The organism is Pontibacter populi, from assembly GCF_019336435.1.
In the GTDB taxonomy this organism is placed as follows: Bacteria; Bacteroidota; Bacteroidia; order Cytophagales; family Hymenobacteraceae; genus Pontibacter; species Pontibacter humidus.
On the sequence record NZ_JAHWXQ010000002.1, the window covers coordinates 1,174,668 to 1,190,851 of the forward strand.

Consider the following 16,184-nt stretch of genomic DNA (forward strand, 5'->3'; position numbering starts at 1 on the left):
TGCGCGTAAAACAAGCTGATACCATTGCATTGCTTTTTACCAACTCCCGGTCATCTGCCTAAACCCCTGAAATACACAATCGTAGAATAGTTAAATAAACTTGTATTGATATGAGACTATTTCACAGATTCATACCATTGTTGATCACCGTATTGCTACTAGGTAGTTGTACTGGTGAAGGCTGGAGCCGCAAAGCAAAAGGTGCTGCCGTTGGCGGTGCGACTGGTGCTGCAGCTGGTGCGGTAGTTGGCGGTACGGAAGGTGCCGTAGTTGGAGCAGCCGCCGGAACAGTAGCCGGTGGGGCCATTGGCCGTAAGAAAGATAAAAAGAGAGACCGCAAACGCTACGAAGGTTACCGCGACAAAGACAAGAGCGATAACAGGTAAAAACAAAAGGCTGCCTCATCGGGCAGCCTTTTGTTTAAGACAAGTATATAACAGCTATTTACTTTTAGCAGAGATATTCAAAAGTTAAAAGCCGCCCGGGTAGAGGACCGGACGACTCTTAACGCTGAGCTGGTTTTGTTCTTAGAAGCCGCTCACATTCAGGCGTCCGCCCGACACACATTTGCCAGACAACGAAGCTGTAGGCACTGCACTGCTCATGATAGCATTTTTAATAGCTGCAGCTGTAGAACCAGGATGCGAAGCAGCATATAAAGCAACACCACCGGTTACATGTGGCGTAGCCATAGATGTACCATTATAGGAAGAATAAGTGTTAAAGGCAGTTGTAGAGTTGATTGCAGAACCGGGAGCTCCTATATCTACAGTAGTAGCACCATAGTTAGAGAACGATGACTTAGCACCTGAAGAGGTGATAGCCGCTACTGCAATTACATTCGGAAGGTCCATGTTAGATGGGTAGCTGGCTACAGCATCGTTGTTATCGCCCACACCATCGCTGCCACCATTACCGGCTGCTGCCACAAACAAGATCTCTTTTGTGTTTGCACGGCTAACCGCATCGTAAAGCGCCTGCGAGAAGCCGCCGCCGCCCCATGAGTTATTGCTGGCAACGATGTTCATACCATGTCTGTTCTTCAGGTCAGTCAGGTAATCAACAGCTTTTACAGCGTTAGCTGTTGTACCACCTCTGCGGCCTAAGAACTTAAGCGAGATCATAGTCACGTTCCAGTTAACACCTACTACGCCCTTGCCATCATTCACAGCGCCTATAGTTCCGGCTACGTGCGTACCATGGTCATCCAGGCTGCCTCTTGAGCCACCATCATACACCTCGTTATCATTTCCGTCAAAATCCCAGCCATGCACATCATCCACATAGCCATTGCCATCGTTGTCAATACCATCTACCGGATCGTGAGGGTTTGTCCAAACGTTAGCAGCAAGGTCAGGGTGTGAGTACTGAATACCTTCATCTATAATACCAACCACTACTGATTTTGAACCGGTGTTTCCAGTTGCCCATGCTTCGCCGGCCTGGCTGCCATACTGGTTTGCCGGTGATGTACCATCGCCATACATGCCCCACAGGGAGCCATTGGTGTAATAAGGATCAGAAGAAGCTGCGCTGTGTGTATAGATGTAATTTGGCTCAACGTACTCTATTTCAGCTGCACCCTTTAATTTACTCAGCGCTTCCAGGGCTGCCATTGGCGTATGCACCAGGGTAAGGCCTTCTCTGTCGCCGAAACGCTCCATGGCTTTTGTAAGGATGCGCTCTTTTACTTTGCCACTAATACGTGCTAAAGCTGCTGATCTTGCATCTGCTGATACGCCTGCTTTAAACTTTACAAGTACTTCGTTCGGAACCATGTCCTGGCCTTTACCAACCGCCTGCATTTCACTTGAAGTTGCAAACTCCTTGTCTTCCAACATTGTTTCTTTTTCGCAGCCAGTAAGCACAACTGCAGATAGAATAGCCATTGTAACAGCAGACTTTCCTGCTGTCAGGTAGTTTTTAATCATAATCGTTTTTGTTTTAGGTGTTAAGTGAGTGTTATTGTGATTATGAATTTCTTCTTTAAAATATGATATTCAAAGGAAGGTTTGAACAAAAAAGTAACACCACACAAATACCTGCAAAAAAGCACTTTACAAAAACCACTAAGCAAAAACAGGCCATCAAAAGCCTATCCTATTAATATATAAAAAATTATATTTAAGCAAAAAGTAACAATATACTTTTACTATACTATAAATTATTTTTTGAATGGCGCATCCAACACATCAACTATAGTCTAGCAACAAAAAAGGGTTGATCGAAAAATCGACCAACCCTTTCTAAATATCGCTAAACCTAAGCTTACAAGTGAATTACTTCATCATAAGCAGCAGCGGCAGCTTCCATAATCGCTTCGCTCATAGTTGGGTGCGGATGCACCGACTTGATGATCTCGTGGCCGGTTGTTTCCAGTTTGCGGGCAACAACTACCTCAGCGATCATCTCCGTTACGTTCGCACCGATCATGTGTGCTCCCAAGAACTCACCGTACTTGGCATCGAAGATTACTTTTACGAAACCATCTTTCGCACCGGCAGCACTTGCCTTACCAGAAGCCGAGAACGGGAACTTACCAACTTTGATCTCGATACCCTGCTCGCGTGCGGCTTTTTCAGTAAGACCAACCGAAGCGATCTCAGGAGAGCAGTACGTACAGCCCGGTATGTTGCCATAGTTTAACGGCTCCGGATGATGACCGGCAATCGCTTCCACGCAGATAATTCCTTCAGCAGATGCCACGTGCGCCAGCGCCGGACCAGGAACAATGTCACCAATTGCAAAGATTCCGTCTACGTTTGTTTTGTAGTACTCATCAACTATAACTCTGCCGCGGTCTACTTTAATACCCAGCTCCTCAAGTCCGATATTCTCCAGGTTAGTCTGGATACCAACTGCTGATAAAACGACCTCTGCTTCCAGTATCTCTTCGCCTTTGGCCGTTTTAACAGTTACTTTGCACAGATCGCCGCTAGTATCTACTTTCTCTACCGAAGATTCTGTCATGATGCTGATGCCGGACTTTTTGAAAGACTTGGCCAGCTGACGCGATACTTCTTCATCTTCCACAGGAACGATGTTCGGCATATATTCCACTACAGTTACCTTGGTGCCCATTGCGTTGTAGAAGTAAGCAAACTCCACCCCAATCGCACCGGAACCAACTACAACCATAGAAGCCGGCATTTTATCCAGGTTCATGGCCTGGCGGTAACCTATAATCTTCTTACCATCTATTGGCAGGTTAGGAAGCTCGCGTGAACGGGCACCTGTTGCGATGATGATATTGGTAGCTTCAACTGTATCTTTTTTGCCTTCAGCGTCTGTAACTTCAATCTTACCTTTGGCAACAATTTTACCGGTACCCATTATCGCGTCGATCTTATTCTTGCGGAACAGGAACTGGATACCTTTGCTCATACCATCAGCTACACCACGGCTACGTTTCACAACTGCGTTAAAGTCTACTGATGCTTCGCCAATGTTAATACCGTAATCAGCGGCATGATTGATATATTCAAAAACGTTCGCGCTTTTAAGTAAGGCTTTTGTAGGGATACAGCCCCAGTTAAGGCAGATACCACCAAGCGACTCGCGCTCGATAACGCCAACCTTTAAACCCAGCTGCGATGCACGTATAGCTGCTACATAACCGCCCGGGCCACTGCCAAGCACTACTAAGTCGTATTTTGATGCCATAGTTTCTATTTTTAAAATGATGAGCAAAATTAATCGGAAATCCCAACTTAGCAAAACCCAACCCCGGGGCAACTTTGGCACAATGGTAAGATAGGTGTTGTACGTTGGCACGTCAGAAGCATAAAAACAGGAAATTACTTTTAAAAGAGGCCTTATCTGCTGTTCTTTGCGCTGAAAAAGAAATCATTACCCTTATTGCATGAGAATACTTTTACCACTACTCCTATTTATTTTAGTTTCTTTTACTGCTTTCGCCCAGAAATCGGCGAAGGATTATTTTATCAGCGGAAACGAAAAATTTAAAGCCGGCAAATACACCGATGCTATTAAAGACTACGACCAGGTACTGAAACTGGAACCCAAACACGCCGTTACTTACACGAATCGCGGTGTTGCTAAAGACCGGCTGCTGGATTACCGTGGCGCCATAGAAGACTTTACCCAGGCCATAACACTAGACGCAAAGTATACGGAAGCTTACCTGAGCCGCGGCCTAGCCAAGTATAACTTAAAAGACTACCGCAGCGCCCTCCTGGACTATAACAAAGGCATTGAGCTGAACCCTAAAGATGCCAAAGCCTACAATAACCGTGGTTTGGTGCGCTATGGTCTTAAAGATTACAGCGGCGCCATTGCCGACTACACAAAAGCCTTAACAATAAATACCCGCTACGAAGAGGCCTACTATAACCGCGGCGCTCCTAAGTACAACCTCGGCGACAAAGCCGGCGCCTGCGCCGACTGGACCAAGGCCAAACAACTTGGTGTGAAGGAAGCTGATCAGTATTTAAAGAAGTTCTGTAAATAGGTTTTTACTTAGGAAGAAGCTTTTCCCTTTGTTCTGTCATTCGCTGTAATTTTGATCGAAGTAGAGAAATCTGGGTTCTATAGTTCCACTTCTGTCATTTCGAATGCAGTGAGAAATCTATCTCAGTTTATAGTTTGGTTTCATACTACTGGGACCAAGCCTTCCTTTCAAACATCTTTTAATCCTAGGAGCTCTACTTGCCTATCGTTTCAATCTGGCTTTGGTGCCCTCACGGCCGGGAGGCCCCGTCTTCGGGCATCGCGCTGCTGCTTTCTTGCTATCCTCCTTCGTCGGATTGCCTGACGGCACCGCAACAAAGCAAAGGCGCTCAACCCAAAGACTGAGAAGTTTCGCATAGTTACAGTTGCTATATGTTGAAACAGTAAGCTTCGAGCTTTATCGTGGCTCTAGTTCCGAAGGGACAGGTAAACCTGTCCTGCTCGTGGACTTAAACTATAGTAAACTCAGATTTCTCCTATCGTCGAAATGACAGAACATAAAGCAGTAGCCAGAAAAGTCCCCTTTGAAGGAGCAGGGGGATGACCAACCGTAACTATAAAACTACAGCTCCTCCTATAGCAAAAGCAGCAATTGTCCCCTTGAGGGGACTACAGGGGTGTTGAAACGTCAACTATAAAACTATAACTTAAACTATAGTAGCATCAGAAATCCCCCTCTTGGGAGGGGTAGGGATGGGTTAAAAACGTAACTATAAAACTATACCTCCAACTATAACAGTAGCTTTATCCTGCCAATCCTTTAATCCTGTAAATCCTGATTCAGACAATTCTTGTCCCTGCCGGGACAGTTGAGTTACAAACTCAACATCATACAAAACCACAAGTTGAAAACTTGCGGTAGCCTAATACAACTATATAACTATAACCTCAACTATAGCAAAGTCAGAAACTCCTTCCCTTTTTAGAAGTGATAAGGGTACGGTAAACGCAGCTACAGCATCATACTAACCAAGCTACGTTTGTATTAATCATATTTATTTTAAAAACATATACTTAAGACTATATTTAAATCGTTTACCTTTATACTTGCGAAGCTTATAGGCTTTGCTGATCTGAAAACAAACTTTTAGGGAGGATAAGGTAGAAATACCAAGTGTGTATAGGGAGCGAAAACCTGGAAGTAACGCGCTGGCTTCGGTTGGTGCGATCAGATGTTTCCGTGCTTCATTTTAACAAACCTATACACATGAAACAAAACTTATTACTGGCACTATGCCTGTTGCTCAGCTCTTTTGCCTTTGCGCAAAGCCCCGCCACCACCGGCACTATCAAAGGGACAGTTGTTGATTCTACTACGCTGAAACCTGTAAGCTACGTAACGGTAGTGCTCACACACCCCGACAAGAACGAACCTATCAAAAGCACTTTCACCAAAGACAACGGCACTTTTGAGTTTACCGGTGTTCCGCTGGCGAAATACAAGCTTATTTTCACGTTTGTAGGCTATAAACTACAAAGCACAGAAGTTAACCTGGATGCCAGTAAAACTATAGTTGATGCCGGGAAGATCAGCCTGGCCTCGTCGGCGCAGCAGCTAAAGGAAGTGGAAGTAGTAACCGAAAAGCTGCTCGTGACACAGGATGTAGACAAGCTGAGCTATAATGTGGAGATGGATCCGGAAAGCAAAACAATTACTGCCCTGGATATGCTCCGCAAAGTACCAATGCTCAGTCTCGACTCAGAAGAAAATATTAAACTGAATGGCAGCGGCAGTTTTAAAGTACTGGTAAATGGTAAGCCATCCACCATGTTTGCACGCTCTCCCAAAGACGTATTCCGCAGTATGCCGGCCAGCAGCATTAAACGCATCGAAGTTATTACTGACCCGCCTGCCAAATACGACGCCGAAGGGATTGGTGGTATTATAAACGTCATTACGACCGAAAATCCGAAGAATGGCTACAATGGCAGCTTATACTTTTCGCAGGGCACACCGGAGAGTCGGTATGGTTCTGCAAACCTTACTGCTAAAGTTGGCAAATTCGGCTTTTCAGGGTATGGCGGCACCAACAAGTTCACAAGCCCCAGTACTACCTCCGTTTTCGAACGCTACGATGACAGAACAGGAATTAACCTGCTGCAAAAAGGCAATGGCAACAGCGGAAACAACTTCAGCTATATCGATGGCGAAATGAGCTTTGAGATAGATACATTGAACCTCCTATCAGCCAAGTTCAGCATTAACTCCAGCAACTATAGCTCTATAGGTTTGCAAACCGTGGAAGAATTAAATGAGGCCGGCATCCGTAACTTGGCTTACTACAGGACCAACACAAACGAAGGATTCTGGGGAGGCTATGAAGTTGGCCTGGATTACCAGCACACGTTCAAGCGCAATAAAGATCAGCTGCTTACACTCTCTTATAAGATCGGTAACAACACCGACGAAAGCGATGGCGCTATACTTTTCACGTCTATTGAGAACTATAAAGGCGAAACAAACACCCGAACCCAGGATAATGGTTACTCCAGGGAACAGACCATACAGGCCGATTATGTGCACCCGATCCAAAAACATTCGCTGGAGATTGGTGCCAAAACAATACTCCGGGATAACGGTAGCGACTATTTTTACCGCAACTATAACCCCGAAACCGGCACGTATGTAGAGAATAAGAAACTTAGCAACGAGTTCGACTATAGCCAGAACATTTACGCAGCCTATGCTTCTACGAGCTTAAAGCTTAATAAATGGGGACTGCGTGTGGGTGCCCGCCTGGAGCAGACTGTTGTGGATGCTACCTTCGGAAACGCAACACCTATAACGGATCAGGACTACTTTAACCTGATACCAAGTATTGCCTTAACGCGCACTCTCAAAAATATGGCTACTTTAAAGGTATCGTTTACGCAGCGTATTGAGCGCCCTAGCTTGTGGTACCTGAACCCGTATGTAAACACAACTAACGAAAAAAGCGTGTCGTTTGGTAACCCGAAACTGGAGGCAGCTACAAGCAATGTTATAAGTCTGAGTCATAGTTTCTTTAAAGGCACTACATCTCTGAACTCAACGCTTACGCATGCATTTACTAACAACGCTATACAGAACTATACTACCTTTAACCCTGCTGACTCAGTAAGCAGCACTACCTATGACAACATTGGCAAAAACAGTACCTCTACTATAACGCTTAGTGGCAACTCTACCTTATTTAAGAACCTTAGTCTGAACCTGAGCGGCACTTTCTCTTACAGCCAGCTTAGCGGTAACATCTTTGGCCAGAATTTAGAGAATAGCGGGGTAAGCGGCTATATGCATAGTGGCATGAGCTACAAATTTCCGAAGAACTGGCGGGCAAGTGCCAACATGGGCTATTATGCACCGCAGGTATTGTTACAGGGTAAATCGTCGGGTATGATCTGGAATAGCTTTTCCGTAAACAAGAGCTTCCTGAAGGACCAGAAAGCCAGTGTTAGTTTATCCGTTTCCAATCCCTTCCAGAAATATTTTACATCTTACAACGAAGTAATTGGCCAGGACTTTACCCAGCGCAGCGAGTACCAGAACCTGCGCCGACGGTTTAGTATTGGGCTAAACTATAAATTCGGTAAGCTGAAAGAAGACATAAAACGCACCAAACGCGGCATCAAAAACGACGACCTGAAAGGCGGCGAAAGCAAAGGCGGGAATTAAATTATAAACTATAGTTGCCCAAATTGTAAAACCCGGTTACTCTTTTGGGTAGTCGGGTTTTGTTTTTTTATAGTTTGAGCAGGGTCACTTTGCTCTGTTCTACATTAATATTTTCACCATTTTTAGTTTATCTTAAATGCCATGAAACGTGTTACTCTACTGGCTCTACTTCTTCTACTTTACATCTACTCACATGCTGCTACTGAACCTACCTTTACTGATAAGCAGGCAAAGAATTTATATGCCTTTGCGAAGGCTTACGGGTATGTGAAGTACTTTTACCCGATCAAAAATAAGGAGAGTATTAACTGGAACCTTGTGGCTGCTACAGGTGCACGGAATATACTAAATGCTCCTAACGACACTATATTACAACAGGAATTAGCTAAGCTCTTCAGCCCGTTGGCTCCACTGTTAATGTTTCATTTTCAATCAGAAAAACCCTTTCCCAATAACCTTACAACTACTGTCACAGGTAATTACTACTATAACTTACACAAAGGGCTTGGACAGGATAAAGATGATCTGCCGCTCTTAACCAGAAAGCTGATTGGTTCACTTTATCAAAGTACTATAGTAGAAGTCGACAGGGGAAGTTATTCAGAGCAAGTGGAATCAGGAAGTATACTTTCTGTAGATAGTGTTTATACAGCTAAAATTACAGACAACCTGCTTTGCTCGCTACCGCTAACAGTAACTGAGCAAGCTTTTAACGGCAATATCAACTACAAGCAATTCACCAAAAAATATAAGCTTAACCTTAGCAACCAACAGGACCAGTTGGCAACTATCGTTATCTTTTGGAATGTCTTTCAGCATTTTCATCCTTACTTAGATTATACCATCGGCTGGGACAAAGTGTTTTTCGAAACTATAGCTGAGTTGTCTCCCTCCATGTCTGAAAAGGAATTTATACAAGCTGCGAGTAATATTACAAGTTCGCTAAACGACGGGCACGCCAGCCTGAGCTATACGAATAGCACTGGCATTTATAAACGCGCAGCTATACCTGCTATAGAAACAGGCTGGGTTGAAGGTAAACTCATAGTCACAGAAAGCAATATAGCAGAAGCTGCTTTACAGCAGGGGGATATTATTGAAGCTGTTAACTCCACTAAAACAGAAGAACTGATTGATCAGCTGAAGAAAAGACTTTCTTATGCAAATGAGAAGAACGGAAATTTACTTGCTGCAGAAAAAATCCTGAACAGCTATATGATAAGTGGCAATGCAGTAACTCTACATATAACTGACAACCTGGGAAATAAAAAGGAGTTCAGGCTTGATCCAAAATCATATTGGCTCAAAAAAACGCATAGTAGTAAACCTATTATTTACGAGGCTGAGAAGGGCATTTACTACATAGATGCTTCCAGAATCAGTGAGAAAGACATCAAAGCAAACCATACAGCACTTAAGCAAGCTAAAGGCATTGTAATTGATATGCGGAATCGGCCAAATAGTGCTTTTACTACAACTGTACTTCCCTACTTTATAAACAAAGAACTGCAAACAGGTAATTGGTCAGTGCCAAACTATACTTTCCCGGACCAACAGCGCGTAAACTATAAGCCTGTAGCAGGATGGCGTATTAAACCTAACGGAGAAAATATAGCTGCACCAAAAGCTTTCCTGGTTAACCACCGCACGTTCAGTTATGGTGAAACCTGTGCAGAAATAGTGGATCATTATAATTTAGGAACTATAGTTGGAGGCCACACAGCCGGCACCAACGGTAACATAAACTTTGCGGGAGCAGGTAAGCTACAGGTTCTCTGGACTGGTTTGAAGGTGCTAAAGAGAGATGGTAGTCGGTACCATGGTGTTGGCGTAGAGCCAGATATTTTGGTGCAGCCAACTATAGCAGGCATCCTGGAAAAGAAAGATGAAGCTCTAGAAAGAGCTATCCTTTTTGTAGAATCAGGTAAATAACAGTAACTATAGTTATAATTGTAAAAGCAGAACTATAACAATATCTTTCCGATGCCTCAACACACCATCCGCAACGCCAGGCCTTCTGAATTTGCAGCAATCGGGCAATTAATGGTGCAGGTATATTCTCAACTGGATGGCTTTCCAAAGCAATCAGAACAGCCGGCATATTATAGTTTACTCTCCAACATCGGGGAGTTTACAAACAAACCGGAAACGGAGTTATTGGTTGCAGTTGGAGCTGACGGTAAAATTGAGGGTGCAGTAGTGTATTTTGGTGACATGCTCTACTATGGTTCCGGCGGAACAGCGACCCAGGAGCGAAACGCAGCCGGTTTCCGATTACTTGCTGTAGCGCCTGCTGCCAGAGGTAAGGGCCTCGGGAAATTGCTCACCCTCGAATGCATCCGGAAAGCAAAAGCTACAAACCAGTCGCAGCTCATTATTCACAGCACAAAAGCCATGCAAACTGCCTGGATGATGTACGAACGCTTAGGATTTGAACGTGCAGAAGATTTGGATTTTATGCAACAGGAGCTGCCTGTCTATGGATTCAGGTTGCAGTTAGCTTAGCTGTTCAATCAATAAAACAATAACCTGCCCTTTATCCTATGAAGAAATATATCTCAGAACGTCTTGCTACCAAGGCCCTACTCACTATCCAGTCGCTTTCAGTGGTCTTGCATTTGCTTATTTTGTCCGGCGTTGTACCGTATGAGATCGCCTGGGGTGGCAGGATAAAGAACCAGGAAGAAATGATTCGTTTTGAGTCTGTATCGATTTTGCTGAACCTGCTGATGCTTGCCATTGTAGCCATCAGAGCCGGGCTCCTACCTGTTCGTCTGAACTATAGTTTCACAAGAGGGGCACTCTGGATTATGTTCGGGCTGTTTGTACTGAATACGGTTGGCAACATTTTGTCTGATAACCAGTTTGAGCAACTTGTATTTACGCCGGTAACTATGATACTGGCCGTATTTAGCCTACGCCTGGCTATCAGCATTCCCACGAAGGCTACAGCTTAACTATAATTTATCAATAAAAAGCCGCCGGTACTTCTGGAGTACCGGCGGCTTTTTTTATAGTTGATCTATAGTTTATAATACTTGCCCGAGCCCAAATAACAACACAAAAAGCAGTGTCGTGATCGCCATTTGTTTTAAATAAGGATCAAGCTCTTTGGAGGTATGTTTGCGCCATACATTTACGCCGTTAACTATAAGCAGTGGCACAGCAACTATAAACAGTAACTGCCACCAACTATAGAAGTTAAAAGCAACATAGGCAACCGCACTCAGCGTACCGGCAATCAATAAAAACAAGTGATATATACGGGCACGCTTTGGGCCGATGCGCACGGGTATAGAATGCTTACCAGCCAGCACATCGGAGTTAATGTCGCGGATGTTGTTTACGTTAAGAACTGCTGTAGCAAAAAAGCCGCACACCATGGCCGGAAGTACAACAATAGCATCCAGAGAATGGGCCTGCAAAAAGTAAGTACCCAGCACACCAACCAGCCCGAAAAAGATAAACACGAACACATCGCCGAAGCCAGCATAGCCATACGGGTTAGAGCCTGCCGTATAGTTTATAGCTGCCCAGATAGAGGCCAACCCCAGGCCCAGAAATAGCAGTGCCATCCACATGCCTTCACTTCCGAAAGCTACCCACAGCAACGCCAGCCCCGAAACCAGTGATAGTAAACTGAATACAGCCATTCCTTTTTTCATATGCCCGGCTGTGATATGCCCGGCCTGCACTGCCCGCATCGGGCCCTCACGGTGCGCACTGTCTGCTCCGTGTTTGGTGTCGCCGTAATCGTTGGCCAGGTTAGAGAGAATCTGCAGGAAAAGCGTGGTGAGCACACAGAGCGCAACTATAGTTCCGTTAAAAACGCCGTTAGCAGCTGCCATAAAACCGCCCATACCGATACAGGAAAGTGCCAGTGGTAAAGTACGGGGCCTAAAAGCCGAAATCCAGGCCTTTGCCAGACCTGGATTTGGTGATGATTGGTGTGTTGTATGCTCCAAAGTATGTACTCCGGTAAGTAAATTAAATATTATTGCTGAATGGCCATCACAATCTCCTCACCCATCGGTTTTACCTTAGATGGGAAGAATGCTACAACTTTGCCTTCCTCGTTTACAAGATATTTGCAAAAGTTCCAGTTTGGTTCTTCGTGGTTTGGAGCATTCTGCGCCAGCCAGGCATATAACGGATGCTTGTCTTCGCCCACGACAGAGATCTTCTCCATCATCTGGAAGCTTACGCCATAGTTCTTCTGGCAAAATTGCGCGATCTCTTCGTTAGAGCCTGGCTCCTGTCCACCAAAGTTATTTGCCGGAAAACCAAGTATCACTACTTTATCGCCATGCGTGTCGTGTAGTTGCTCCAGATCGGCATACTGCGGCGTGTAACCGCACTCCGACGCTGTGTTTACCAGCAACACTTTTTTACCCTTGTAATCAGAAAGGTTAACTTCTTTGCCTTCCAGGGATGATAGTTTGAAATCGTAAAAGCCTTGTTGAGTCTGTGTTTCTGTTGCCATAGTTTTATTGGTTGTAGTATTAGCAGTAGCCGTGTTGCTGTTATTGTTACCAGAACAGGCCACCATCATTCCTAATACAGGCAGCAGCGACAAAAGTTTAACCAGTTTTTTCATATAGTTTTATAGTTTACGGTTGATAACCGGTTTTTATAGTTAGTTGTTTGACCAGTGATGCTACTATTTTTTGATCATTAAAGTTGATTTACTAACATGGTCAAAGTCCCCCTTTGAAGGGGGAAGACTTACCGTTGCGAACTTTCTATCCAGCCAACTATAACACGCTCCACATTCGCAAGGTCTTTCATGACTTCTTCGTCCGAAAATCTTAAAGTAGTAAATCCTAAAATTTCTAAATCCTTGTCCTGCTTTATATCTTCTTCTGTCTTAAAGTTATGCGAGCAACCATCCACTTCAATTATCAATTTCAGCTCCTTACACAAGAAATCAGCAATGTAATTACCAACAGGCCGCTGCCGCAGGAAAGTGTAGCCGGTTTTGCCTTTGCTAAGCACTTCACACCATAACCGAATCTCTGCTTTTGTAGATTCTTTTCTTAGCGATCTCGCAAACGGCTTTAGGTTTTGGTTGTAATGGTTATTGTGTGGCATAGCTCGTGGTCCGTTTGTCATCCCCCTACCCCCTTCAAAGGGGGACTTTTTGGCTATAGTTATAGTTAATCTATAGTTCTATAGTACAGTCCACACTTGGTCAGGGCGTGACCTGCCTAACAATACCAATCCTAAAATCCTGCAGATCCCGACTCAGACGACTTACATCCGCTCCGGCACTGCTATACCTAACAGCCCCATGCTTTCGCGCACGAAGCGGGCCACCATAGCTGATAGTGCAATCCTGAAATTACGGGCCTGTTCGTCGGTTTCGTTGAAGATGGATATCTCCTGGTAAAAACGGTTATAAGCTTTGGCCAGCTCATAAGCATAGTTAGCGATAACAGATGGTGCATGCAGTTTTCCGGCTTCTTCTACTACAGCACTATAGTTTACAAGCTGCGTGATCACCTCCTGCTCCGCTTCGTGCATCGTAGTAACATTTCCAAAAGCAGTAACATCTACTTTTAAGCCCATCTCGCCGGCCTTGCGAAGAATAGCCGCGATACGAGCGTGCGTATATTGAATGAACGGACCTGTGTTGCCACGGAAGTCAATAGACTCCTGCGGATTGAACAACATGCGTTTCTTTGGATCTACTTTTAACAAGAAGTACTTCAGCGCACCCATTGCCAGCGTATGGTATAGTTCCTTCGCCTGCTCCGGTGTAAAGCCTTCTATCTTACCCAGTTCTTCGGTCTGCTGACGCGCGGTGTCGATCATTTCCTGCACCAGTTCATCGGCATCCACTACTGTGCCCTCGCGGGATTTCATTTTACCGGAAGGCAGGTCTACCATGCCGTACGACAGGTGATAGATACCTTCGGCGTATGGCTTGCCTAATTTCTTAAGTACTGCTTTCAGCACCTGGAAGTGGTAATTCTGCTCATCGGCTACTACATAAATCGACTGATCGTATGGGAAGTCGTTATACTTCAGTTCAGCAGTGCCCATGTCCTGGGTAATGTAAACCGAGGTTCCGTCTGCTCTTAACAGTAATTTTTCATCAAGCCCTTCGTCTGTCAGATCAACCCAAACAGAGCCATCTTCCTTTTTAAAGAACACACCTTTGGCCAGTCCTTCTTCTACACGCTCTTTACCCAGCATATAGGTCTCCGACTCGTAATAGAATTTATCGAAATCAACGCCGATGTTCTTATAGGTCGCATCAAAGCCTTCATAAACCCAGCCATTCATCTGCTTCCACAGATCAACCACTTCTTTGTCGTTCTGCTCCCATTTCTGCAACATCTCCTGGGCTTCCAGTATCAGCGGCGCTTTTTTCTTGGCTTCCTCTTTGTCCATGCCGCCGGTTACTAGCTCATCAATCTGCTCTTTATAAGCTTTGTCGAACTGCACGTAGTATTTACCAGCCAGATGGTCGCCTTTTATATTGCTGCTTGCCGGTGTTTCTCCGTTACCGAATTTCTGGTAAGCCAGCATTGATTTACAGATGTGTATACCACGGTCGTTCACTAGGTTGGCTTTCATTACATCGTGGCCATTGGCTTTCAGTATCTCAGATACCGAATAACCTAAGAAGTTATTACGCAGGTGGCCCAGGTGCAGCGGCTTGTTGGTGTTTGGCGACGAATACTCTACCATTACCTTTTTACCGCTGTTCTCGCCGTAGCCATACTTCTCGTTGCGCATTAGTTCACGGAACAAGCTCAGCCATTCGGTCTGCTCTATTTCCAGGTTCAGGAAGCCTTTTACAACGTTAAAATCTTTTATCTCTTTGGCATTTTCTTTCAGGTACTCGCCCAATGCCTGGCCGATCTGCTCAGGCCCTTTGCCAGCCTGTTTGGTGTACGGGAAAGTTACGAAAGTAAAAGAGCCGGCAAACTCTTTGCGGGTTGGCTGCAAAGCAAGTTGGTCGGCATCAATTGTAATATTAAAAAGGGCCTGAAGGGCCTCGCTTATACGTTTAGAAATAGTAGCTTGTAATTGCATTAATGTATGGCTGTACTTTTAGATTCTCGGTGTAAAATGGCTTCAGTGGCGGCCTCCAATATATCGAAGGCGTTTTCGGCCATGGTGTTTTCGGTGTCTAGTGTCGGGTTTATCTCTGTCATCTCATAGCAGACAATGCGCGGGTCCTGCAGCAGAAGGGAGTTTAGTTCTTTGGCCTGCTCTACGGTCAGCCCGATTTCAACAGGTGTGCCAGTCCCTTTTGAGAATTTGGAGTCAAGGCTGTCCACATCGAAAGACACGTAAATAATATCGCATTCGCGAAGCTGCTCCAAAGCTTCAGCAGCTACTTCGGCAACTCCTTTAGCATTTAGCTCGGCATACGAATAGTTCCTGATTCCATATTTATTCAGCAGGTAGTCCTCGGGCTCTTCGGTGTCGCGTACCACCATATATACCAGGTGCTTAGGCTCCAGTTTCGGGCCATCTACACCAAGCTTTTTAAGGGAATTCCAGAAGAAAATCGTTTCCGGCTCGGGTTCATTTATCTGGCGCTCCAGGTTATCAATGTTCAGGGCGGCGGCCAGTGGCATGCCATGTACGTTACCCGAAGGCGAAGTGTACGGCGAATGGATATCGGCGTGTGCATCAATCCAGATCACACCCAATGTTTTATCAGGATAAGCGGCTTTAATACCAGCTATAGTTCCGTGTGCGTTGGAATGATCGCCGGACAAGACCAGCGGGAACATGTCCATAGCTATCGTTTGCTCAACGGTATTGGCTATGTTTTTTTGTACGGTAAGTATGCTATCGATGCGGTGTGCATGCGGGAACAGGTCCTTATCGAACAAAGTATAGTTCAGATCAGGTACCGAAACAGAGTTGAAACGCTTGAAGTAGTCAGATCCTTTGTCCCAGCAGGCTACCTGTAACGCATCTACGCCCATGCTGGCGCCACGCGTACCGGCTCCCAACTCCGACCTCACCTCTATCAGTTTCACTTTTTTCATAGATTTTGAACAAACTTATTGCAAAGATGGTAAATAACGATCAA

Annotated in this window: 13 protein-coding genes; 6 read left to right on the forward strand and 7 right to left on the reverse strand. The window is 45.0% G+C overall.

The window, feature by feature from the left end:
• The first annotated feature begins 110 nt into the window (after positions 1–110).
• On the forward strand, positions 111–386 hold the full coding sequence (locus KYK27_RS11600; RefSeq protein WP_199110155.1) for a glycine zipper domain-containing protein: 276 nt from the start codon (positions 111–113) through the stop codon (positions 384–386).
• Between the two features lie 141 nt (positions 387–527).
• Here the strand turns inward: KYK27_RS11600 and KYK27_RS11605 are convergent, their stop codons facing one another.
• Complete coding sequence (locus KYK27_RS11605) at positions 528–1,931, reverse strand: S8 family peptidase (RefSeq protein ID WP_199110156.1); 1,404 nt, start codon at positions 1,929–1,931, stop codon at positions 528–530.
• 337 nt (positions 1,932–2,268) lie between these two features.
• Positions 2,269–3,663 carry a dihydrolipoyl dehydrogenase gene (lpdA, locus tag KYK27_RS11610; protein WP_199110157.1) on the reverse strand — a complete coding sequence of 465 codons (1,395 nt, stop codon included), beginning with the start codon at positions 3,661–3,663 and terminating at the stop codon, positions 2,269–2,271.
• Between the two features lie 199 nt (positions 3,664–3,862).
• On the opposite strand from lpdA, the gene KYK27_RS11615 reads away from it, so the two are divergent.
• From KYK27_RS11615 to KYK27_RS11635, 5 genes are all read left to right on the forward strand, one after another.
• Entirely contained in the window at positions 3,863–4,471 is a 609-nt protein-coding gene (locus KYK27_RS11615) for a tetratricopeptide repeat protein (protein ID WP_199110158.1), read from the forward strand.
• A gap of 1,206 nt (positions 4,472–5,677) precedes the next feature.
• Positions 5,678–8,125 (forward strand): outer membrane beta-barrel protein, encoded by a 2,448-nt coding sequence (locus tag KYK27_RS11620; protein WP_199110159.1) that lies wholly within the window; start codon positions 5,678–5,680, stop codon positions 8,123–8,125.
• Positions 8,126–8,266: 141 nt separating this feature from the next.
• Complete coding sequence (locus tag KYK27_RS11625) at positions 8,267–10,057, forward strand: S41 family peptidase (RefSeq protein WP_199110160.1); 1,791 nt, start codon at positions 8,267–8,269, stop codon at positions 10,055–10,057.
• A 51-nt stretch (positions 10,058–10,108) separates the two neighbouring features.
• The gene (locus KYK27_RS11630; RefSeq protein WP_199110161.1) at positions 10,109–10,630 is read left to right on the forward strand and encodes a GNAT family N-acetyltransferase; all 522 of its coding nucleotides are present in this window, start codon (positions 10,109–10,111) and stop codon (positions 10,628–10,630) included.
• A 38-nt stretch (positions 10,631–10,668) separates the two neighbouring features.
• Complete coding sequence (locus tag KYK27_RS11635; RefSeq protein ID WP_199110162.1) at positions 10,669–11,082, forward strand: hypothetical protein; 414 nt, start codon at positions 10,669–10,671, stop codon at positions 11,080–11,082.
• A gap of 72 nt (positions 11,083–11,154) precedes the next feature.
• On the opposite strand, the gene KYK27_RS11640 is transcribed toward KYK27_RS11635, so the two are convergent.
• From KYK27_RS11640 to rocF, 5 genes are all read right to left on the reverse strand, one after another.
• Positions 11,155–12,090, reverse strand: coding sequence for a 1,4-dihydroxy-2-naphthoate polyprenyltransferase (locus KYK27_RS11640; protein ID WP_233150389.1), 936 nt, complete (start codon positions 12,088–12,090; stop codon positions 11,155–11,157).
• 29 nt (positions 12,091–12,119) lie between these two features.
• Positions 12,120–12,722, reverse strand: coding sequence for a glutathione peroxidase (locus KYK27_RS11645; RefSeq protein ID WP_199110163.1), 603 nt, complete (start codon positions 12,720–12,722; stop codon positions 12,120–12,122).
• Positions 12,723–12,850: 128 nt separating this feature from the next.
• Positions 12,851–13,216 (reverse strand): endonuclease domain-containing protein, encoded by a 366-nt coding sequence (locus tag KYK27_RS11650; protein ID WP_199110164.1) that lies wholly within the window; start codon positions 13,214–13,216, stop codon positions 12,851–12,853.
• A 162-nt stretch (positions 13,217–13,378) separates the two neighbouring features.
• Positions 13,379–15,169, reverse strand: coding sequence for an arginine--tRNA ligase (gene argS / locus KYK27_RS11655; protein WP_199110165.1), 1,791 nt, complete (start codon positions 15,167–15,169; stop codon positions 13,379–13,381).
• Entirely contained in the window at positions 15,169–16,140 is a 972-nt protein-coding gene (rocF, locus tag KYK27_RS11660) for an arginase (RefSeq protein WP_199110166.1), read from the reverse strand. The genes argS and rocF overlap by 1 nt, the downstream gene beginning before the upstream one ends.
• Between the last annotated feature and the right edge of the window lie 44 nt (positions 16,141–16,184).

Bases quoted from the DNA above. Each gene is read 5' to 3' on its own strand.
- KYK27_RS11600 (WP_199110155.1), top strand. From the start codon at position 111: ATGAGACTATTTCACAGATTCATACCATTGTTGATCACCGTATTGCTA.
- KYK27_RS11605 (WP_199110156.1), bottom strand. From the start codon at position 1,931: ATGATTAAAAACTACCTGACAGCAGGAAAGTCTGCTGTTACAATGGCT.
- lpdA (WP_199110157.1), bottom strand. From the start codon at position 3,663: ATGGCATCAAAATACGACTTAGTAGTGCTTGGCAGTGGCCCGGGCGGT.
- KYK27_RS11615 (WP_199110158.1), top strand. From the start codon at position 3,863: ATGAGAATACTTTTACCACTACTCCTATTTATTTTAGTTTCTTTTACT.
- KYK27_RS11620 (WP_199110159.1), top strand. From the start codon at position 5,678: ATGAAACAAAACTTATTACTGGCACTATGCCTGTTGCTCAGCTCTTTT.
- KYK27_RS11625 (WP_199110160.1), top strand. From the start codon at position 8,267: ATGAAACGTGTTACTCTACTGGCTCTACTTCTTCTACTTTACATCTAC.
- KYK27_RS11630 (WP_199110161.1), top strand. From the start codon at position 10,109: ATGCCTCAACACACCATCCGCAACGCCAGGCCTTCTGAATTTGCAGCA.
- KYK27_RS11635 (WP_199110162.1), top strand. From the start codon at position 10,669: ATGAAGAAATATATCTCAGAACGTCTTGCTACCAAGGCCCTACTCACT.
- KYK27_RS11645 (WP_199110163.1), bottom strand. From the start codon at position 12,722: ATGAAAAAACTGGTTAAACTTTTGTCGCTGCTGCCTGTATTAGGAATG.
- KYK27_RS11650 (WP_199110164.1), bottom strand. From the start codon at position 13,216: ATGCCACACAATAACCATTACAACCAAAACCTAAAGCCGTTTGCGAGA.
- argS (WP_199110165.1), bottom strand. From the start codon at position 15,169: ATGCAATTACAAGCTACTATTTCTAAACGTATAAGCGAGGCCCTTCAG.
- rocF (WP_199110166.1), bottom strand. From the start codon at position 16,140: ATGAAAAAAGTGAAACTGATAGAGGTGAGGTCGGAGTTGGGAGCCGGT.